Source organism: Bradyrhizobium sp. GW821-FHT13H06, assembly GCF_058803975.1.
This window is the reverse complement of sequence record NZ_JBXAPN010000007.1, coordinates 206260-225926: the sequence shown is the minus strand read 5'-3', so window position 1 is coordinate 225926 and position 19667 is coordinate 206260. Positions and strand designations below refer to the sequence as shown.

Annotated in this window: 15 protein-coding genes, 1 tRNA gene and 2 riboswitches; of the genes, 13 read left to right on the top strand and 3 right to left on the bottom strand. The window is 65.4% G+C overall.

Annotated elements, in window-relative coordinates:
- The first annotated feature begins 10 nt into the window (after window positions 1-10).
- Window positions 11-1213 (top strand): FAD-dependent monooxygenase, encoded by a 1203-nt coding sequence (locus AC1RQP_RS27470; protein ID WP_492939572.1) that lies wholly within the window; start codon window positions 11-13, stop codon window positions 1211-1213.
- Between the two features lie 32 nt (window positions 1214-1245).
- Here AC1RQP_RS27470 and AC1RQP_RS27465 read toward each other — a convergent pair whose 3' ends face one another.
- Complete coding sequence (locus AC1RQP_RS27465) at window positions 1246-1662, bottom strand: twin-arginine translocation pathway signal (protein ID WP_492939570.1); 417 nt, start codon at window positions 1660-1662, stop codon at window positions 1246-1248.
- A gap of 173 nt (window positions 1663-1835) precedes the next feature.
- Between AC1RQP_RS27465 and AC1RQP_RS27460 the strand changes: the two genes are divergently transcribed.
- The 3 genes from AC1RQP_RS27460 to AC1RQP_RS27450 all read left to right on the top strand — a co-directional run bounded on the left by AC1RQP_RS27460 (window position 1836) and on the right by AC1RQP_RS27450 (window position 3615).
- A tRNA-Leu gene (locus tag AC1RQP_RS27460) sits at window positions 1836-1924 on the top strand.
- Window positions 1925-2094: 170 nt separating this feature from the next.
- Window positions 2095-2232 carry a hypothetical protein gene (locus AC1RQP_RS27455; protein ID WP_239624814.1) on the top strand — a complete coding sequence of 46 codons (138 nt, stop codon included), beginning with the start codon at window positions 2095-2097 and terminating at the stop codon, window positions 2230-2232.
- A 135-nt stretch (window positions 2233-2367) separates the two neighbouring features.
- On the top strand, window positions 2368-3615 hold the full coding sequence (locus AC1RQP_RS27450) for a multidrug effflux MFS transporter (protein WP_239624816.1): 1248 nt from the start codon (window positions 2368-2370) through the stop codon (window positions 3613-3615).
- A gap of 396 nt (window positions 3616-4011) precedes the next feature.
- On the opposite strand, the gene AC1RQP_RS27445 is transcribed toward AC1RQP_RS27450, so the two are convergent.
- Window positions 4012-5616, bottom strand: coding sequence for an ABC transporter substrate-binding protein (locus AC1RQP_RS27445; RefSeq protein ID WP_239624817.1), 1605 nt, complete (start codon window positions 5614-5616; stop codon window positions 4012-4014).
- 95 nt (window positions 5617-5711) lie between these two features.
- On the bottom strand, window positions 5712-7319 hold the full coding sequence (locus AC1RQP_RS27440) for an ABC transporter substrate-binding protein (protein WP_239624819.1): 1608 nt from the start codon (window positions 7317-7319) through the stop codon (window positions 5712-5714).
- Between the two features lie 269 nt (window positions 7320-7588).
- Between AC1RQP_RS27440 and AC1RQP_RS27435 the strand changes: the two genes are divergently transcribed.
- From AC1RQP_RS27435 to AC1RQP_RS27395, 9 genes are all read left to right on the top strand, one after another.
- Entirely contained in the window at window positions 7589-8719 is a 1131-nt protein-coding gene (locus tag AC1RQP_RS27435) for a M20/M25/M40 family metallo-hydrolase (protein WP_492939567.1), read from the top strand.
- Window positions 8720-8813: 94 nt separating this feature from the next.
- A riboswitch (glycine riboswitch) is annotated at window positions 8814-8918 on the top strand.
- A gap of 3 nt (window positions 8919-8921) precedes the next feature.
- A riboswitch (glycine riboswitch) is annotated at window positions 8922-9027 on the top strand.
- A gap of 69 nt (window positions 9028-9096) precedes the next feature.
- Complete coding sequence (locus AC1RQP_RS27430) at window positions 9097-10398, top strand: D-amino acid dehydrogenase (protein WP_492939565.1); 1302 nt, start codon at window positions 9097-9099, stop codon at window positions 10396-10398.
- Between the two features lie 178 nt (window positions 10399-10576).
- On the top strand, window positions 10577-11518 hold the full coding sequence (locus AC1RQP_RS27425) for an ABC transporter permease (protein ID WP_492939563.1): 942 nt from the start codon (window positions 10577-10579) through the stop codon (window positions 11516-11518).
- A gap of 19 nt (window positions 11519-11537) precedes the next feature.
- Window positions 11538-12425 carry an ABC transporter permease gene (locus AC1RQP_RS27420; protein ID WP_492939561.1) on the top strand — a complete coding sequence of 296 codons (888 nt, stop codon included), beginning with the start codon at window positions 11538-11540 and terminating at the stop codon, window positions 12423-12425.
- Entirely contained in the window at window positions 12425-14074 is a 1650-nt protein-coding gene (locus AC1RQP_RS27415) for an ABC transporter ATP-binding protein (protein ID WP_492939559.1), read from the top strand. The genes AC1RQP_RS27420 and AC1RQP_RS27415 overlap by 1 nt, the downstream gene beginning before the upstream one ends.
- A 295-nt stretch (window positions 14075-14369) precedes the next feature.
- A complete protein-coding gene (locus tag AC1RQP_RS27410; RefSeq protein WP_492939557.1) occupies window positions 14370-15875 on the top strand; it encodes a M81 family metallopeptidase in 1506 nt (501 codons plus the stop codon).
- Window positions 15876-15888: 13 nt separating this feature from the next.
- Entirely contained in the window at window positions 15889-17061 is a 1173-nt protein-coding gene (locus tag AC1RQP_RS27405; RefSeq protein ID WP_492939555.1) for a M20 aminoacylase family protein, read from the top strand.
- A complete protein-coding gene (locus tag AC1RQP_RS27400) occupies window positions 17054-18475 on the top strand; it encodes an amidase (protein ID WP_492939553.1) in 1422 nt (473 codons plus the stop codon). The genes AC1RQP_RS27405 and AC1RQP_RS27400 overlap by 8 nt, the downstream gene beginning before the upstream one ends.
- 213 nt (window positions 18476-18688) lie before the next feature.
- On the top strand, window positions 18689-19579 hold the full coding sequence (locus AC1RQP_RS27395) for a crotonase/enoyl-CoA hydratase family protein (RefSeq protein WP_492939551.1): 891 nt from the start codon (window positions 18689-18691) through the stop codon (window positions 19577-19579).
- Window positions 19580-19667 lie beyond the last annotated feature (88 nt).

Below are 19667 nucleotides of genomic sequence, written 5' to 3'. Positions count from 1 at the left end.
TCGGTCAGGGGTGGCGCTCTCCCGAACGATTGTCATCGCCGGTGCCGGTATCGGAGGCCTGACGGCTGCGCTTGCGCTCGCGGCCCGCGGCTTCCGCATCGTCGTGCTGGAAAAGGCCGAGCGCCTCGAGGAAGTCGGCGCCGGCCTGCAGCTCTCCCCCAATGCCAGCCGCGTCCTGGTCGAGCTCGGCCTGACCGAACGCCTCAAGGCGCGCGCGGTAACCCCGGAAGCGGTCTCGATCATGAGCGCGCGCGCCGGCGGCGAGCTCTTGCGCATGCCGCTCGGCGAGGCTGCTTCGGCGCGGGCCGGCGCTCCGTATTGGGTGGTGCACCGCGCCGACCTCCAATCCGCGCTGGCGGGCGCTGTCGCCGATCATCCCGACATCGACCTGAAGCTGGGTGCAACCTTCGAGGACGTCGCGCCCCACGCCAAGGGCCTCACCGTCGTCCATCGCAGCGGCACGATCCGCCGCAGCGATCTCGCGAGCGCCCTGATCGGCGCCGACGGCATCTGGTCGACGGTCCGCCAGCATCTGTTCCCCGAGGTGCAGCCGCGCTTCTCCGGGCTGATCGCCTGGCGCGGCACGCTCGATGCCGCGCAACTGCCGAAGGACTATGCCGCGCGCCGGGTGCAGCTCTGGATGGGGCCGAACGCGCATCTGGTCGCCTATCCGATTGCCGGCGGACGCCAGATCAACGTGGTCGCGGTGCTGCCCGGCACCTGGAACCGGCCGGGCTGGAGCACGCCCGGCGATCCCGTCGAGGTGATGGACGCCTTTGCCGCCCCGCGCTGGCCGCCGGCTGCGCGGATGATGCTCGCCCCGGTCGAGAGCTGGCGGAAATGGGCGCTGTTCGGCGTGCCCGACGGCTGCCCCTGGAGCAAGGACCCGGTGGCGCTGCTCGGCGACGCCGTGCATGCGATGCTGCCCTTTGCAGCCCAGGGCGCCGGAATGGCGATCGAGGATGCCGCCGTGCTCGCCCGGCATTTGAGCCCTGAGGCCACCGAGAGCACCAAGGACATCGCCGCCGCGCTGACGCAATACGGCCGTGCCCGCCAGGCGCGGGTCCTTCGGGTGCAGCGGACCGCGCGGCAGCAGGGCAGGATCTATCATCTCGGCGGGCCGCTCGCGCTCGCACGCGACCTTGCGATCCGCGCGCTCGGCCCGGAGCGCATGCTGGCGCGGCAGGACTGGATCTATAGCTGGCGTCCCTGATGCGAAGCGCGGTCCGCGGACGCCTCGGCAGATCACCTTTTTCCGGATGTCGAAGCGGGCTTGCCAGCGGGTGATGGCGGCTCCGCCGCAGGCGGCGTCGCCTCAGGCATCTCCCGGCACTTGTTGCGGCGCCAAGCCTCTTCCAACAACTGCGACTGCCCGCGCACAGCAATATAGTCGTTGCGATAGGCAAGCTCGGATACGACCGCGCCACCTGCCCCCGTCTCGGCCTTCTCCATCAGCCTCTGCAGATCGGCAGTGCGCTTGGCGAGCGCCTTGCGCTCGGTCTGCAGCTGCTTGCAGTCGTACAATTCATATCTTGCGGGATCGGCAAAGGCCGGTGCGATCGTCTCGCTTATGCCGGCGCAGCCGGAGAGCGCGGCGCCGGCGACAAGCAGCATGAGGAGCGCGCCAAAGCCGCGCAGCGAAGAGGAAAACGAAGCAGCCATGCCGGATGAATAGTCCCCGTGGATTGAGAATGCCTAAAGCAACAACAGATGTCCGGATTGAGGCTTTGCCTTGTGCGTCCGGCTCGCTTAAGGAAGAACCGTCCCTCCGGGTCCCAACGCGCCAATTCCAGATGGCCGGAGATGGACTTAAGTGTTTGATCTCGTTGGATCAAGCGGGCATGGCGGAATTGGTAGACGCAAGGGACTTAAAATCCCTCGGTGCGCAAGCGCTGTGCCGGTTCGACCCCGGCTGCCCGCACCAACGGAGCTGATGGCGCAGGCCGTGCGCGGCCCGGAGACGACCGCGCGGTGGATCCATGACGTCCTGCAAGGCGCTTTCGCGCCGTGCGAATTCGTCCGATCCAGAAGCATTTGAGCGCGGTGGAGAGCAGGACAAAACTGCTCGATCAGATTCTCCCGCAAAGGAGATCAATGGCACTCGCGCGCCAGCTCGTGATCCTGCTCGACGGCGCCACGACCGTGATGCTGCTCCATCGCGATCTCGCCTATGTCGATGCCGCCGGACAGTTGGCGCTCGACGTGATCGAGCGGGCCCGCAGCACCCGCTGAGCTCCTTGCCGTGAGCTCCGACGGCCCTCACAAAGTCTTGTCCGCCCCTGCTCCGCCTGCCAGCTATCCCGAAACGAGGGTTGTGCAACGCAGCATGAACGGAGATAAAGCCGCTCGATTTCAGGGGTGAGATTCTTGTCTGACGTCAATGCCGACGATTGGGTGTCCGCGGGACACCGCCCGATGGGATTTCCAGAATTCGTCATCGTGATCGCGTCCATCATGGCGCTCAATCCGCTTGCGATGGACATGATGCTGCCGGCGCTACCCAACATCGGCACCGCCTTCCAGATTCCCGTCGCGAACCATCTCCAGCTGGTGCTGTCGACCTTCCTGATCGGCTTCGGAGCCGGACAGTTCGTCATGGGGCCGCTGTCGGACCGTTTCGGCCGCCGGCCGGTGCTGCTCGGCGGCATGGCAGTCTATGCGGTCGCGAGCGTGCTGGCGGTCGCGGCGCCCTCGTTCGAGACGCTGCTGCTGGCGCGCGCGCTTCAGGGGCTCGGCACCGCGGCGACGCGCGTGATCGCGACCTCGATCGTGCGCGACTGCTATGTCGGCCGCCGCATGGCGAGCGTGATGTCGCTCGCGATGATGGTGTTCATCGCGGTGCCCGTGATCGCGCCCTCGTTCGGACAGGCGGTGCTGCTGGTGACGGCGTGGCGCGGCATCTTCGTGGTGCTGATGCTCTACGGGCTCCTCGCGCTCGCATGGTGTGTGCTGCGGCTGCCCGAGACGCTCCCCGAGTCGGAGCGCAGGTCACTGGCACCGGCCGACGTGCTCTCGGCGTTCCGGCAGACCGTGACCAATCGCCAGACCATCGGCTATGCCACGGCTGCCGGCAGCGTGATGGGCGCACTGTTCGCCTACGTGTTCTGCGCCCAGCAGGTCTTCACCGGCATCTATCGCCTCGGCCATTACTTCCCGCTCGCTTTCGCGGCGGTCGCGGTCGGCGTCGCCATTGCCGGCTTCCTCAATGCAAGGCTGGTCGGGCGGCTCGGCATGCGCGTGATCTCGCACGGCGCGCTGACGCTCTACACGGTGGTGGCCGGCGTGATGCTGCTGACGGAAAGTCTCGGCGTGCTGCCGCTCGCCTTGTTCATGGTGCTCTCCGCCCTGATGATGTTCTCGTTCGGCATGATGGTCGCCAACTTCACTGCGCTCGCGATGGAACCGCAGGGACACATCGCGGGGACCGCCTCATCGCTTTACGGTTCGATCACGACGCTGATCGGGATCGTGGTCGGCATGGTGATCGGGCAGAGCTTCGACGGCACGCTGCTGCCCTTCTCGATCGGCTTCTTCCTGTCGACCCTCGCCGCGCTTGCGATCGTGCTGGTGGTCGAGAAGGGACGGCTGTTCAAGCCGCATCATCGCCCTGCCTAAACCATGATCCGGACGCTTCATCCCAATCGCATGGCGCTTTAGGGAACCACGCGCCGGCCTCGATGTTGTCCTGCAGCAATTCGAAAGGGCGCTGCAATGGAACTGGAACACCGCGAAGACCACGCCGAGGTAGAACGGCAGAAGACGGAACGTTCCGAACCGCGCGCTGAGCAGGCCACCTTGACCACGCCGCTTGCGAGCGAGGGGCTCGAAGGGGTACGCGATAGCCACTGCTGAGCACGACGCCTGCTCAGTCGCTCGCGCCGGCTGGCGCCGAAATCATCCGCAGCGCCGACGCGAAACCGACAAACGAAAACGGCGCCGCTGATGACAGCGGCGCCGCGTTCGTTGGCACGAAAGGGAGCGAGACGCACCCTTTGCCTACTCGGTCCTGTCCTACTCCGACTTGTCCATATTCCAGAACACCGGCGTCGCCGGACCGTCGATCACGCCGCTAATCGACTTCCGCCATGCGCTCGGACCCTGATACTGGCCGAGCGGCACATAGAGCACCTGATCGTAGACTTCCTTCTGGATCTCGACCGCGATCTTCTTCTGATCCTCCGCCGAGGTCGCGCGAACGAAGGCATCCTTGAGCTGCTCGACCTTGACGTCCTCCGCCCAGCCGAACCAGCCCCCCTTCTTGCCCTGCCCGCCGACGGCGACGTTGGAGATCGGGTTGACCACGTCGGCGCTGACCCAGTTCGTGATGAACATGTTCCAGCCGCCCTCCTTCGGGGACTTCTGGCTGGCGCGCCGGCTCACCACCGTCTGCCAGTCGGTGGCCTGCAGGTCGACCTTGAAGCCGGCTTCCCGCAGTTGCTGGGCCACCACGATCGGCTGAGCCTTCAGCGTCAACACGTCGCCCGGCGCCATGAGCACGACGGGTGTCCCGTCGTAGCCGGACTCGGCGAGCGCCTTCTTGGCCGCAGCAATGTCACCGCCCTTCGCGAGGGTCTCACCGCCAATGTCGGTCGCGAAAGGCGTGTCGCAGATGAAGATCGCGGCGCAGGTCTTGTAGTACTTGGGATCGCCGATCAGCGCATCGAGCACGTCCTTCTGCTTGACCGCCAGGAGTGCCGCGCGGCGAACCTTGACGTTGTCGAATGGCGGATGGAGGAAGTTCATCCGCGCACCCGTCTGGAATCCGAACTTGTTCAGGATCTCGGTTTTGAGCCCCTTGTCGGCTTCGATGGCGGGCAACATTTCAATGGCGGGATTTTCCATGAAATCGATGTCGCCCGACTGCAGCGCGTTCAACGCGGTCTGGGCGTCCGGCATGGTGATCCACTCGACGCGGTCCACCTTCACCACCTTGCCGCCGGCAGTCCAGCTCGCCGGCTCCTTGCGCGGCACGTAGTCGGTGTTCCTGACGTAGATCGATTTCACGCCGGGCTGGAATTCCGACGCCACGAACTTGAAGGGACCCGAGCCGATCTGCTCGGGGATCGGCTTGTCGGACGGCGTCTCGGCGAGACGCTTCGGCATCATGAAGGCAACGCGCGAGGACGGCTTGCCGATGGAATCGAGCACCAGGCCGTAGGGCTCCTTCAGCTTCAGCGTGATGGTCCTGGCGTCGGTCGCCTCGATGCTCGCGGTGAAGTCCATGAGCTTCTGGCCCATGCCGTCGACCGCGGCCCAGCGCTTCAGCGAAGCGACGCAGTCTTCCGCCGTCACCGGCGCACCGTCATGCCACTTCAGGCCGTCGCGCAGCGTGAAGGTATAGGTGAGCTTGTCGTCGGAAATCTTCCAGTCCGCCATCTGCGGCTGGATCTTGAAGTTCGAATCCGTCGCGATCAGCGTGTCGAAGATCATGTAGCCATGATCACGCGAGATGTAGGCGCTCGTGTAGATCGGATCGAGGACGCGCAGATCCGAGTGCATCACGGCGGTAATGGTCTTGCCCGCAGCAAGAACTGGCGAGCCCAGAGCCGAAAGCGCGACGACCGAAAGCGCAAGTCTGGAGGCGAACGCGCAACGCCCCCTCATGAGTTGGAACATCGGGCTCCCCTGGACTCTTTCCTGGCGGGCGGCGCCGCTGATATCAGCGGCGCCGCGTGGCGATCCGGACGAAGGTCGCGGCGAGAACGCCTCGCCTACTCCGACTTGCTGACGTTCCAGAACAGCGGCGTCGCCGGACCGTCGAGCAGGCCGGTCAGCGATTTGCGCCAGCCGCTCGGCAGGAGATACTGCCCCAGCGGGATGTAGATCACCTGATCGTACGCCTCCTGCTGGATCTCGGCCGCGATCTTCTTCTGCTCGTCGAGCGAGGATGCGCGGACGAAAGCGTCCTTGAGCTGCTCGATCTTGGGGTCTTCGGCCCAGCCGAACCAGCCCTTCTTGCCCTGGCCGCCGATCGAGAGATTGGCGATCGGGTTGGCAACGTCGGCCGCGACCCAGTTGGTGAAGAACATGTTCCAGCCGCCCTCCTTCGGCGGCTTCTGGCTGGCGCGGCGGCTCACCACCGTCTGCCAGTCAGTCGCTTGCAGGTCGACCTTGAAGCCGGCCTCGCGCAGCAGCTGGGCTGCAACGATCGGCTGCGCCTTGAGCGTCGTGACGTCGCCGGGCGCCATGATCACGATCGGTGTGCCGTCGTAGCCGGACTCGGCAAGCGCCTTCTTGGCTGCGGCCATGCCGTTGCCCTTGATGAGAGTCTCGGCGCCGACGTCGGTCGCGAGCGGCGTATCGCACACGAAGAAGGCGCCGCAGATCTTCTGATATTTGGCGTTGCCGACGAGTGCATCGAGAACGTCCTTCTGGTTCATCGCCAGCAGGGCAGCTCGCCGCACCTTCACGTTGTCGAACGGCGGATGCAGGAAGTTCATGCGGCCGAGCGTCTGGAAACCGAACTTGTTGGAGACCTCGATCGTGAGCTCCTTGTTGGCTTCCAGCACCGGCAGCATGTCGAACGGCAGGTTCTCCATGAAGTCGATGTCGCCAGACTGCAGCGCGTTCACTGCGGTCTGCGAGTCCGGCATGGTGATCCACTCGACGCGATCCACCTTCACCACCTTGCCGCCGGAGGTCCAGCTCGCCGGCTCCTTGCGCGGCACGTAGTCGGTGTTCTTGACGTAGACCGCCTTCACGCCGGGCTGGAATTCCGATGCCACGAACTTGAAGGGACCCGAGCCGATCTGCTCCGGGATCTGCTTGTCCGGCGGCGTCTCGGCGAGGCGCTTCGGCATCATGAAGGCGACGCGCGAGGACGGCTTGCCGATGGAATCGAGCACGAGGCCGTAGGGCTCCTTCAGCTTCAGCGTGATGGTCTTGGCGTCGGTCGCCTCGATGCTCGCGGTGAAGTCCATGAGCTTCTGGCCCATGCCGTCGACCGCGGCCCAGCGCTTCAGCGAAGCAACGCAGTCTTCCGCCGTCACCGGCGCACCGTCATGCCATTTCAGGCCGTCGCGCAGCGTGAAGGTATAGGTGAGCTTGTCGTCGGAGATCTTCCAGTCCGCCATCTGCGGCTGGATCTTGAAGCTCGAATCCGGCGCCACCAGCGTGTCGTAAACCATGTAGCCATGGTCGCGCGTGATGTAGGCCGTGGTGAAGATCGGGTCGATGATGCGCAGATCCGAATGCATCACCGCCGTGATGGTCTTGCCGGCCGCAAGCACTGGCGAGGCCAGCGCGGTCGAAAGCGCGACGACCGACAGCGCAAGTTTGGAGGCGAACGCGCGACGCCCCCGGCGCATGAAGTGGAACATAGAAAGTTCTCCTGACGTGAAACTGTTCAAAGGCAGGTCATTGGTTGAGCATGCGGTTCATTCGTTGGGCGAACTAACCTCATGCAATGCCTTTATCTTTTTGAGACTTGCAGACAGTGCCGAGCGCGTCAATCCGGTTTCGTCGCAGCCCCTCACGGCGCGCGCACGGGCTCCACAAAGATCGGTTTGGCTCTACAACACCCTCCGCTTGTCCTGCCCCGCGCCGATGCAATGCGCGTTCCATCTTTCGAAGCTTGAGAGACATTGAGATGAATCCTGCCAATCTTCCCTTTGATTCCGAGGCGATGCTCGAGGGCCTGCGCGGCTGGGTCGAATGCGAGAGTCCGACCTGGGATGCAGGCGCCGTGGACCGCATGCTCGATATCGCGGCGCGGGATATGGCGATCATGGGTGCGACGATCGAGCGCATTGCCGGCCGCCAGGGCTTTGGTGGCGTCATCCGCGCGCGCTTTCCTCATCCCAAGCAGGGCGAGCCGGGCATCCTGATCGCCGGACACATGGATACCGTTCATCCGGTCGGCACCATCGAGAAGCTGAAATGGCGGCGCGAGGGCAACAAGTGCTATGGCCCCGGCATCTACGATATGAAGGGCGGCAATTACCTCTCGCTGGAAGCGATACGGCAACTGGCGCGCGCCTCGTTCACCACACCGCTGCCGATCACCGTGCTGTTCACGCCGGATGAGGAAGTCGGCACGCCTTCGACGCGGGACATCATCGAGGCGGAAGCGGCGCGCAACAAATACGTGCTGGTGCCGGAGCCCGGCCGCGCCGACAACGGCGTCACGACCGGACGCTACGCCATCGCGCGCTTCAATCTCGAGGCGACGGGACGGCCGAGCCACGCCGGCGCCACGTTGTCGGCCGGACGCTCGGCGATCCGCGAGATGGCGCGGCAGATCCTCGCGATCGACGCGATGACGACGGAGGACTGCACCTTCTCGGTCGGCGTCGTCCACGGCGGACAATGGGTCAATTGCGTTGCGACGACCGCAACCGGCGAAGCGCTCTCCATGGCCAAGCGTCAGGCCGATCTCGACCGCGGTGTCGAGAGGATGCTGGCGCTGTCGGGCACCACCAACGACGTCACGTTCAAGGTCACGCGCGGCGTGACGCGTCCGGTTTGGGAGCCGGATGCGGGTACCATGGCGCTGTATGAGAAGGCGCGCGGCATCGCCAAATCGCTCGGCGCGGACTTACCGCATGCCAGCTCCGGCGGCGGCTCCGACGGCAACTTCACCGGCGCGATGGGAATTCCCACGCTCGACGGCCTCGGTGTCCGCGGCGGCAATGGCCACACGCTGGAGGAGTTCATCGAGGTCGATAGCCTGGTCGAGCGCGGCCGGCTGATGGCAGGTCTGCTGGCGACTCTGGAGTAATTGAATCGAATTTGCACTGCACAATACGTCGGCAGTCACGGTCGAAATTTAGCCTTGTCTAAAAATGAGGCGTATCGTACTGCTCGGCCGTCCACGCGATGATGCGGGAGAGATCGCGGCGAAGGCTTTCAGCCTTCGTTGCGGCGCCGACGGAGCAACCGCCCCGGAAACTCTCAGGCAAAAGGACCGTTTCGTCAGGACGATCTGGAGAGAGACGACGCGATTTCAGGCAATCGTGACGTCCACCGAAGGGGATAGTCCGTTGCGAGATCCGCAGCGGATCAAGCTCTCAGGTAACCGTGACAGATGGGGCGCCGCCAACGGCCTTACGGCCGGCGGTCCGCCGACTCTAACTCACGGGAGCCCCGAACTTCACCATGACCCATATTGCCATCATCGGCGCCGGCATCACCGGCGTCACGACCGCCTATGCCCTGCTCGAACGCGGCTACAAGGTGACGGTGCTCGACAAGCACCGCTACGCCGCGATGGAGACGTCCTTCGCCAATGGCGGGCAGCTCTCCGCATCGAACGCCGAAGTGTGGAACAGCACGGCGACGATCCTGAAGGGCTTGCGCTGGATGTTTCGGCGCGACGCGCCGCTGCTGATGAACCCGCGGCCGAACTGGCACAAATATTCGTGGATGAGCGAGTTCGTCGCCAACATCGGCAACTACCGCGCCAACACCATCGAGACCACGCGGCTCGCGATCGAAGCGCGCAGGTATCTGTTCGACATCGCGGCGCGCGAAGGGATCGACTTCGATCTCGAACGCCGCGGCATCCTCCACATCTATCGTGACAAGGCCGGCTTCGAATCCGGTCTGCGCGTCAACGCGCTGCTGCAGGAAGGCGGCCTCGATCGCCGCCCGGTGACGTTGGAGGAAATCCGCAGCATCGAGCCGACACTGCGCAAGGACTATTATGGCGGCTTCTACACGCCGTCGGATGCGACCGGCGATATCCACAAGTTCACCCGCGGCCTGGCGGAAGCCTGCAAGCGGCGTGGCGCGACCTTCATCCACGAGGCCAATATCGATTCGATCGCACGTGCCGGCAGCGGCTTCGTCATCGGCTGGGCCGATCTGGCCGCGAGCGATGCCGTCGCGGCCGCGCGCGGCGCACTGAACGCGGACGGCGTCGTGGTCTGCGCGGGCGTTGCGAGCCGTCACTTCGCCGCCCTGCTGGACGAGCGCGTCAACGTCTATCCGGTGAAGGGCTACTCGATCACGGTGCAGCTCGACACCGCCGAAAGCCGCAACGCCACCCCGACGGTGAGCCTGCTCGACGAGGCCGCCAAGATCGTCACCAGCCGGCTCGGCGCCGATCGTTTTCGCGTCGCCGGCACCGCCGAATTCAACGACTTCAATCGCGACATCCGCGCCGACCGCGTGCAGCCGCTGATCGACTGGGTGCGCAACAACTTCCCCGCCGTCGAAACGTCGCGCGTCGTGCCGTGGGCAGGGCTGCGCCCGATGATGCCGAACATGATGCCGGTCGTGCGCGCCGGGCGGATACCGGGCGTGTTCTTCAACACCGGCCACGGCCATCTCGGCTGGACTCTGTCGGCCGCGACGGCGCAGATGATCGCCCAGACCATCGACGGCTGGCGCGGCCTCAACGCTCCGCCGACGGTCCCTTCACTTGGGGTTGAGCGTGAACTGCGACATGCATCCTGAGTGGTCGATATCCGAGACATGCCGGCCTCTTGCTACGGCGCAGCCCTTGGCACACAATTTGCCCTAAGAGGACGGCGTCTCCGAGCGGCCTTTCCAGCCCAAGTGATAGGCATGATAGACACGACAGAGTTCACGGGAGCCTCAGGGCTCCACACGTTCCGTAGCCGGAGATAAGTGCATGCTGGGTTATCTTATTCGCCGCGTTCTGGCCGCGGTGCCCGTGATGGGCGTCGTCGCGCTGTTCGTGTTCCTGCTTCTGCGGCTGACGCCGGGGGATCCCGCCGCGATTCTCGCCGGCGACAACGCGACACCGGAACGGCTCGAGCGCATCCGCGCCTCGCTCGGCCTGAACGAGCCCCTGATCGTGCAGTTCATCACATGGGTGAACAAGCTGCTGCACGGCGACCTCGGGACCTCGCTGATCTCCAACCTGCCGGTGATGAAGATGATCGGCCAGCGCGTCGAGCCGTCGATCTCGATCGCGCTGTCGACCATCGTCCTCGCGGTCGTCGTCGCCGTTCCCCTGGGGGTGATCGCGGCCTGGAAGCACGGCACCTGGATCGACCGCTTCGTGATGGGCCTGTCCGTGCTCGGCTTCTCGGTGCCGGTGTTCGTGGTCGGCTATCTCCTGATCCAGATCTTCGCCATCGACCTGCGCTGGGTGCCGGTGCAGGGCTTCCGCAGCATCTCGAACGGCTTCGGGCCGTTCTTCGAGCGCATCATCCTGCCGACCTGCGCACTCTCCTTCATCTACATCGCCCTGATCGCGCGCATGACGCGCGCGGCGATGCTCGACGTGCTCGGCGAGGACTATGTCCGTACCGCGCGCGCCAAAGGCATCAACGAGGTCGCGGTGATGATGCGCCATGCGCTGCGCAACGCCGCGGTCCCCGTGATCACCGTGATCGGCACCGGCTTCGCGCTCCTGATCTCCGGTGTCGTTGTCACCGAGAGCGTGTTCAACATCCCCGGCATCGGCCGCCTCACCGTTGATGCGGTGCTGGCGCGCGACTATCCGGTGATCCAGGCGATGATCCTGCTGACGTCGCTGATCTATGTCGTCGTCAATCTTCTCATCGACGTCGCCTACACCCTGCTCGATCCCCGGATCCGGTACTGAGGCAAGGATAAGGATACAAATGTCGGTCGATACCCTTCCCCAGTCGTCCATCCCGATCACGTCGCCGCTGCGGCCGCGATTTGGATTCCTCACCTCGACGCCCATCATTGCGACTGCGACGGTCCTGCTCACGCTGGTCGTGGTGGTCTCGATCCTCGCGCCGCTGATCGCGCCGCATGATCCGATCCAGCTCGCGCCGTCGCAGCGGCTCAAGCCCTCCTCCTCGCAATTCCTGCTTGGCACCGACGCCTACGGCCGCGACCTGTTGTCGCGCGTGATCTATGGCGGCCGCATCTCGCTTCTGATCGGCATCGGCTCGGCGATCCTGTCGATCGTCATCGGGCTCACGATCGGCCTCGTCTCCGGCTTCTTCAAGCTGGTCGATTCCGTGCTGATGCGCGTCATGGACGGCCTGATGGCGATGCCGAGCATCCTGCTCGCGATCGCCGTGGTGTCGCTGTCCGGCGCCAGCATCTGGACCGTGCTGATCGCGATCACCATTCCCGAGATTCCGCGGGTGGCGCGCCTGGTGCGCTCGGTCGTGCTGTCGGCGCGCGAGGAGCCTTACGTCGAGGCCGCGATCTCGGTCGGCTCCAGCCTGCCGAAGATCATGTGGCGCCACCTGATGCCGAACACGATCGCGCCGCTGATCGTCCAGGGCACCTATGTCTGCGCGAGCGCCATTCTGACCGAGGCCATCCTCTCCTTCCTCGGCGCCGGCATCTCGCCGGAGACGCCGACCTGGGGCAACATCATGGCCGAGGGCCGCCAGTATTTCCAGATCAAGCCGTCGCTGATCTTCTGGCCGGGCCTCTTGCTCTCGATCGCCATCCTCAGCATCAACCTGATCGGCGACGCCGCCCGCGACGCACTCGATCCGCGCATGAAGCAGCGGGAAGGCAAGTGATGACCAACACCATCCTCGACATCAACAACCTCGTCGTTTCCATCGGCAAGAAGCCGAAGGGCGTGAACATCATCGACGGCATCTCGATCCAGGTGCGCGAGCGCGAGACGCTGTGCCTCGTCGGCGAAAGCGGCTCGGGCAAGTCGGTGACGTCGCTCACCACGATGGGCCTCCTGCCGAAGGGCACGCTGGTTCCCACCGGCGGCAGCATCAAGCTGGTCGGCGAGGAGCTGCTCACCGCGACCGACCGCCGCCTGCGCCAGCTTCGCGCGACCAAGATGGCGATGATCTTCCAGGAGCCGATGACCGCGCTGAATCCGGTGGTGCCGGTCGGCCGCCAGATCGACGAAGTGCTGCGCGCGCATACCGATCTCGACGGGAAAGCGCGGAAGAAGCGCATCCTCGACATGATGGAGCAGGTCCACCTGCCCCAGGTCGAGCGCATCTTCGCCTCCTATCCGCACCGCCTCTCCGGAGGCCAGCGCCAGCGCATCATGATCGCGATGGCGCTAGTGCTGGAGCCGAAGCTCCTCATCGCCGACGAGCCGACCACCGCGCTCGACGTCACCACGCAGAAACAGATCCTGACGTTGATCCGCGAGCTGCAGCGCGATCACGGCACCGCCGTGCTGTTCATCACGCACGACATGGGGGTGGTCGCCGAGATCGCCGACCGCGTCGCGGTGATGCGGCAGGGCCGCCTGGTCGAGACCGGCCCGCTCGACACCGTGCTGCGCAATCCGACCATGGAATACACCCGCAACCTGCTCGCCTCGGTACCGAGCCTGGTGCCGCGAGCGCCGCGCGAGGACAGCCGCGAGCCCGTGGTGCTGGAAGCCAACGAGCTCAGCAAGGTCTACAAGGAGCGCGCCTTCTTCGGCAAAGGCCGCGAGGTCGTCGCCGCCGACAAGGTCACGCTGACGCTGCGCAAGGGCCGCACCCTCGGCATCGTCGGCGAAAGCGGCTCGGGCAAGTCCACGGTGGCACGCTGCATCGTCCGCCTGATCGATCCGACCTCCGGTGGCGTGCGCCTCGCCGGTCGCGAGATCGCCGACATCTCGCGCCGTCTGCTCCAGCCGCACCGGCAGAAGATCCAGATCGTGTTCCAGGATCCCTACCGCTCGCTGAACCCGCGCGTGACCGTTGGCGACAGCATCGCGGAAGGCCCGATCAACTACGGCGTCTCCCAGGCCGATGCGATGAAGCGGGCACGCGAGCTGCTCGAGCTCGTCGGCCTGCCGGCAGATGCCGTGTCGCGCTATCCGCACCAGTTCTCCGGCGGCCAGCGCCAGCGCATCGCCATCGCACGCGCGCTCGCGCTCGATCCGGACGTGCTGGTCGCGGACGAGGCGGTCTCCGCGCTCGACGTCTCCGTGCAGGCACAGGTGCTGGAACTGCTGGACGAGATCCAGAATCGGCTCGGCATCGCCATCCTGTTCATCACCCACGATTTGCGCGTCGCTGCGCAAATCTGCGACGAGGTCGTGGTGATGCAGCATGGCCGCGTCGTCGAACAGGGTCCCGCCGCCGAAGTGCTGACGCATCCGAAGCAGGCCTACACCAAGGCGCTGCTGGACGCCGCACCAGGGCGAGGCTGGGATTTTGCGAACTTCCGGCCGGTGGCGGAAGGCATGGGGGCCACACTCTAGCAACATTCTCGCTGTCGTCCCGGCGAACGCCGGGACCCATACCGCGGAATCTACCGGTCACGTGCGGTGCCAATCGCGGACGACGTATCTTCGCCAAACTCCTCCCTGGGGTTATGGGTCCCCGCGTTCGCGGGGACGACACTGAGAATGTGGAAACGTCGCGGCTCACAACATGCACCGCGTCCGCAGCATTCCCAAAACAGCTTGAGGCCATGCACGGCGAGAGTGCTTCCCGCCTTGCTCTCTCCTTCGCGCCAAGGCTAACGTCGCGCACTTTCAATCGGGACTGAACTGAATGACACGTATCGCCATCGGCGGCTTCCTGCACGAGACCAACACGTTCGCTCCGACCAAGGCGACATTCGCGGACTTCCGGCATGGCGGCGGCTGGCCGGCGATGACGGAAGGCGCCGACGTGCTGAAGGTGATGCGGCGCATCAATGTCGGCCTCGCCGGCTTCGTCGACAGCGCTGAAGCCAGCGGCTGGGAACTCGTTCCGACGATTGCCTGCGGGGCGAGCCCTTCCGCCCATGTCACCAAGGACGCCTTCGAACGCATCGTGAAGGTGATGGTCGACGGCATCGCAGCCGCCGGTCCGATCGATGCGGTCTATCTCGACCTGCACGGCGCCATGGTGACCGAGCATCTCGATGACGGCGAAGGCGAGATCCTGGCGCGCGTGCGCCGCGTCATCGGCAAGGATGTTCCGCTCGTCACCAGCCTCGATCTCCATGCCAACGTCACGCCCGAGATGATCGAGCATGCCGACGCGCTGATCGCCTACCGCACCTATCCGCATGTCGACATGGCCGAGACCGGCCGCGCCTGCGCAAGACATCTGGCGCTGCTGCTGCAGACGAAGCAGCGCTTCGCAAAGGCGTTCCGGCAACTGCCGTTCCTGATCCCGATCAGCTGGCAATGCACCAACGACCAGCCGACCAGAGGCATCTACGAGAACCTCGCCGCGCTGGAGGGCGATGCGGTTCCGACACTCTCTTTCGCGCCCGGCTTCCCGGCCGCGGATTTCCGCGATTGCGGGCCGAGCGTATTCGCCTACGGCAAGACGCAAGCGGACGCCGACCGCGCGGCCGATGCGATCGTGAAGCTGATCGAAAGCCACGAGGACGATTTCGACGGCAAGATCTGGTCGCCTGACGATGGCGTACGCCATGCCATGGAACTTTCTCGGAATGCGAGCAAGCCGATCATCATCGCGGACACCCAGGACAATCCCGGCGCCGGCGGCGATTCCGACACGACAGGCATGCTGCGCGCATTGGTGCGCAACAAGGCGAGCGCCGCCACCGGCGCGATCTACGATCCGGACTCGGCCAGGGCCGCGCATGCGGCCGGCATCGGCGCCAGCGTGACGCTCTCGCTCGGCGGCAAGTCCGGCATCCCCGGCGATGAGCCCTATCGCGAGACCTTCGTGGTCGAAAAGCTCTCCGACGGCCGCTTCATCGCGCCCGGCCCCTATTACGGCGGCCGCGAGATGGAGATGGGTCCCTCCGCGTGCCTGCGCATCGGCGACGTCCGTGTGGTCGTTTCTTCGCACAAGGCGCAGCTCGCCGACCAGGCGATGTATCGCTATGTCGGCATCGAGCCGACGCGAGAGAAGATCCTGGTCAACAAGAGCTCGGTACACTTCCGCGCCGATTTCGAGCCGATCGCGGAGAAGCTGATGATCTGTGCCGCGCCCGGCGCAATGCCGGCCGACACGGCTTCCCTGCCCTGGACGCGGCTGCGGCCGGGCATCCGCATCAAGCCGAACGGCCCTGTTTTCGATCCTCCCTCACGCTAACCGGACAGGACACATGCCCACGATCGACCGCATCGACGGCTACGCCGACGAACTCACCGCTATCAGGCGCGACCTCCACGCCCATCCCGAGATCGGCTTCGAGGAAGTGCGCACGTCCGGCATCGTCGCCGACAAGCTGAAGAGCTGGGGCATCGAGGTGCATCGCGGCCTCGGCGGCACCGGCGTGATCGGCGTCATCAAGGGCAAGGGTTCGAGCGGCAAGCGCATCGGCCTGCGCGCCGACATGGACGCGCTGCCGATGGAGGAGAACACCAACCTGAAGTGGAGCTCGAAGATCCCCGGCCGCTTCCACGGTTGCGGCCATGACGGCCACACCACCATGCTGCTCGGCACCGCGCGCTACCTCGCCGAGACCAGGAATTTCGACGGCACCGTGCACCTGATCTTCCAGCCCGCCGAGGAAGGCCTCGGCGGCGCCCGCGCGATGATCAAGGACGGCCTGTTCGAGAAGTTTCCTTGCGACGAGCTCTACGGCCTGCACAACGCGCCCGATCTCAACCATGGCGAGATCGCGATCCTGCCCGGCCCGGCGATGGCCGGTGCCGACTTCTTCGACCTTCGCATCACCGGCTACGGCGCGCATGGCGCGATGCCCGAGCGCTCCAAGGACGCGGTGATCATCGCGACCACGCTGGCTCAGGCGATCCAGACCATCGTCAGCCGCAACGTCGATCCGCTGCAGGCCGCGGTCATCTCGATCACGCAGATCCATGCGGGTTCCGCCTACAACGTCATTCCTGGCGACGCGCATCTTTGCGGTACCATCCGCACCTTTTCCGATGAAGTCCGCGCCCTGATCAGCGAGCGCATCCGCACGATCTGCGCCGGCATTGCGAACGCCTATCAGTGCGTGATCGACGTCGACATCCGCGACACGTTCGGCGTGCTGGTCAACCAGGTCGAGCAGTCCAAGGTGGTCGAGGAGGTTGCGCGCACCATCGTCGATCCCGCCAACGTGATCACCCGCACCCAGCCGAAGATGGGCAGCGAGGATTTCGCCGACATGCTGCAGACCGTACCCGGCGCGTATTTCTGGGTCGGCCATGACGGCTCGGTGCCCGTGCACAATCCCGGCTTCGTGCTCGACGACAAGATCCTGCCGATCGGCGCCAGCATGTTCGCCCGCATCATCGAGACGCGCATGCCGGTGGGGGCCCATGCATAAAAAGAGCGTCGAAGAGGCGGTCACCTCGCTGCACGATCTGTCCGCGGTCGATCTGATCGCAGGCTATCGTGCAAAGCAGTTCTCGCCGAGCGAGGTGCTGGAGGACCTGCTCGCGCACGTCGCTGCGTGGGAGCCGCACCTCAAGGCACTCTATGCGTTCGATCCCGACGGCGCGCGCGAGGCCGCAAAGGCCTCGACCGCGCGCTGGACCGGCGGCGAGCCGTCCGGCGCGCTCGACGGCGTGCCTGTCACGGTGAAGGACAACATCGCGACCAAGGGCGTGCCGGTGCCGCTGGGCGCGGCCAGTGTCAAGCTCGTGCCGGCCGAGAAGGACGCCCCGCCGGCTGCGCGGCTGCGCGAGGCCGGCGCGATCATCTTCGCCAAGACCACCATGCCCGATTACGGCATGCTGTCCTCCGGGCTTTCCAGCTTCCATGCGCTGGCGCGTAATCCCTGGGACCTCACCAAGAATCCCGGCGGCTCCAGCGCTGGCGCAGGCGCGGCCGCAGCGGCCGGCTATGGTCCCTTGCATCTCGGCACCGATATCGGCGGCTCGGTGCGGCTGCCAGCCGGCTGGTGCGGGCTCGTCGGCCTGAAGCCGAGCTTCGGCCGCGTGCCGATCGATCCCACCTATGTCGGCCGCGTTGCCGGCCCGATGACGCGCACGGTCGACGACTGCGCCCTGATGATGAGCGCGATCGCAAAACCCGACCGGCGCGACGGCATGAGCCTGCCGGCCGAACCCCTCAACTGGAAGGGGCTGGAGAAATCGCCGCGAAAACTGCGCATCGGCCTGATGCTCGATCCCGGCTGCGGCCTGCCGCTGGAGAAACCGGTGCGCGAGGTCGCGGTAAAGGCGGCGAAGGCGTTCGAATCCGCGGGCGCCGTCGTGACCGAGGTCGACGGCATCCTCACGCGCGAGATGCTCGACGGCCTCGACAATTTCTGGCGCGCGCGGATGTGGGACGATCTGTCGAAGCTGACGCCAGCCGAGCAGGCAAAGGTGCTGCCTTACATCTTCAAGTGGGGCGAGTCCGGCGCCAGCCTCTCCGGCGTCGACGTGATCCGTGGCTTCAACCAGACCATGGCGATCCGCGCGGCGGCGTCAAAGCTGTTCTGCGAGCTCGACTATGTGATCTCGCCGACCGCGCCGAACGTGAATTATCCGGCGGAATGGGCCTCGCCGACCAACGATCCCATGAAGCCGTTCGAACACATCGCCTATACCGTGCCGTGGAATATGTCGGAGAACCCCGCGATCTCCGTCAATGGCGGCTTCGATGCCAAGGGGTTTCCGATCGGCGTGCAGATCGTCGGCCGGCGCTTCGACGACATCGGCGTGCTCGGCATGGCCAAGGCGTTCGAGGGCCTGCGTGGCCCGCAGCGGCCCTGGCCCGAGCCGCCGGCCAATTGATCGCAGCGTCGTCATTCCGGGTTGCGCCCTCTTGGCGCAAGCCCGGAATCCATTCATCCGCACAAGTGGTGCGGAGAAATGGATTCTCGGGTGCGCAATTGCGCACCGTAGTTCGCGCCTTCCGCCTTCGCTCTGCGAGCTTCGGCGGCCAAGTCGCGCGCTCCGGAATGACGTGCTAGAGAGACCGATAAAGAAACAGGGAAGGAAACCGCCATGGCGTATGAGACGATCAAATACGAGGTCGCCGAACAGATCCTCACCATCACGCTGAACCGGCCCGACAAGCTCAACGCCTTCAATGCACAGATGCAAGCAGAGCTGATCGACGCGTTCGACGCCGCCGACAAGGACGACAACGTCCGCGCCATCATCGTCACCGGCGCCGGCCGCGGTTTTTGCGCGGGCGCGGATCTTTCGTCCGGTGCCGACACGTTCGATCGCGACGCGCGGCGCGGACCTGTAAAGCGTCTCGCCGACGGCAGGGTCGATTACAGCGATCCGCAGGTGCGCGACGGCGGCGGCCAGGTCACCTTGCGGATCTTCAAGTGCCTCAAGCCCGTCATCGCCGCGGTGAACGGGCCCGCGGTCGGCATCGGCGTCACCATGCAGCTCGCGATGGATATCCGCATTGCCTCGGAGGCCGCACGTTTCGGCTTCGTGTTCTCCCAGCGCGGCATCGTGCCCGAGGCCGCCTCGAGCTGGTTCCTGCCGCGCATCGTCGGCATCTCGCAGGCGCTGGAATGGTGCTATTCGGGCCGCGTCTTCCCGGCGCAAGAGGCGCTTGCGGGGCGCCTCGTCAGCAAGGTGGTGCCGCCGGATGATCTCCTGCCAACCGCCCGCGCGCTCGCCAAGGAATTCGCCGCGAAGACCGCGCCGGTCTCGGTCGCGCTGATCCGCCAGATGATGTGGCGCATGATGGGCGCCGACGATCCGATGGAGGCCCACAAGGTCGACAGCCGCGGCATCTACGCCCGCGGCCGCTCCGACGACGTCAAGGAAGGCGTGGTGTCGTTTCTGGAGAAGCGTCCGGCGCAGTTCAAGAACAAGGTCTCGACCGACATGCCGGATTACTTCCCGTGGTGGACGGAACGGGAGTACAAATAGCTTACGGTCATTCCGGGGCTCGCGAAGCGAGAACCCGGAATCTCGAGATTCCGGGTTCGCCCTCCGGGCGCCCCGGAATGACGGTGAG

What these genes read in the sequence shown, in the direction of transcription:
- AC1RQP_RS27465 (WP_492939570.1), bottom strand. Translation starts at nt 1,662, where the DNA reads ATGGCTGCTTCGTTTTCCTCTTCGCTGCGCGGCTTTGGCGCGCTCCTC.
- AC1RQP_RS27455 (WP_239624814.1), top strand. Translation starts at nt 2,095, where the DNA reads ATGGCACTCGCGCGCCAGCTCGTGATCCTGCTCGACGGCGCCACGACC.
- AC1RQP_RS27445 (WP_239624817.1), bottom strand. Translation starts at nt 5,616, where the DNA reads ATGTTCCAACTCATGAGGGGGCGTTGCGCGTTCGCCTCCAGACTTGCG.
- AC1RQP_RS27440 (WP_239624819.1), bottom strand. Translation starts at nt 7,319, where the DNA reads ATGTTCCACTTCATGCGCCGGGGGCGTCGCGCGTTCGCCTCCAAACTT.
- AC1RQP_RS27435 (WP_492939567.1), top strand. Translation starts at nt 7,589, where the DNA reads ATGAATCCTGCCAATCTTCCCTTTGATTCCGAGGCGATGCTCGAGGGC.
- AC1RQP_RS27430 (WP_492939565.1), top strand. Translation starts at nt 9,097, where the DNA reads ATGACCCATATTGCCATCATCGGCGCCGGCATCACCGGCGTCACGACC.
- AC1RQP_RS27425 (WP_492939563.1), top strand. Translation starts at nt 10,577, where the DNA reads ATGCTGGGTTATCTTATTCGCCGCGTTCTGGCCGCGGTGCCCGTGATG.
- AC1RQP_RS27420 (WP_492939561.1), top strand. Translation starts at nt 11,538, where the DNA reads ATGTCGGTCGATACCCTTCCCCAGTCGTCCATCCCGATCACGTCGCCG.
- AC1RQP_RS27415 (WP_492939559.1), top strand. Translation starts at nt 12,425, where the DNA reads ATGACCAACACCATCCTCGACATCAACAACCTCGTCGTTTCCATCGGC.
- AC1RQP_RS27410 (WP_492939557.1), top strand. Translation starts at nt 14,370, where the DNA reads ATGACACGTATCGCCATCGGCGGCTTCCTGCACGAGACCAACACGTTC.
- AC1RQP_RS27405 (WP_492939555.1), top strand. Translation starts at nt 15,889, where the DNA reads ATGCCCACGATCGACCGCATCGACGGCTACGCCGACGAACTCACCGCT.
- AC1RQP_RS27400 (WP_492939553.1), top strand. Translation starts at nt 17,054, where the DNA reads ATGCATAAAAAGAGCGTCGAAGAGGCGGTCACCTCGCTGCACGATCTG.
- AC1RQP_RS27395 (WP_492939551.1), top strand. Translation starts at nt 18,689, where the DNA reads ATGGCGTATGAGACGATCAAATACGAGGTCGCCGAACAGATCCTCACC.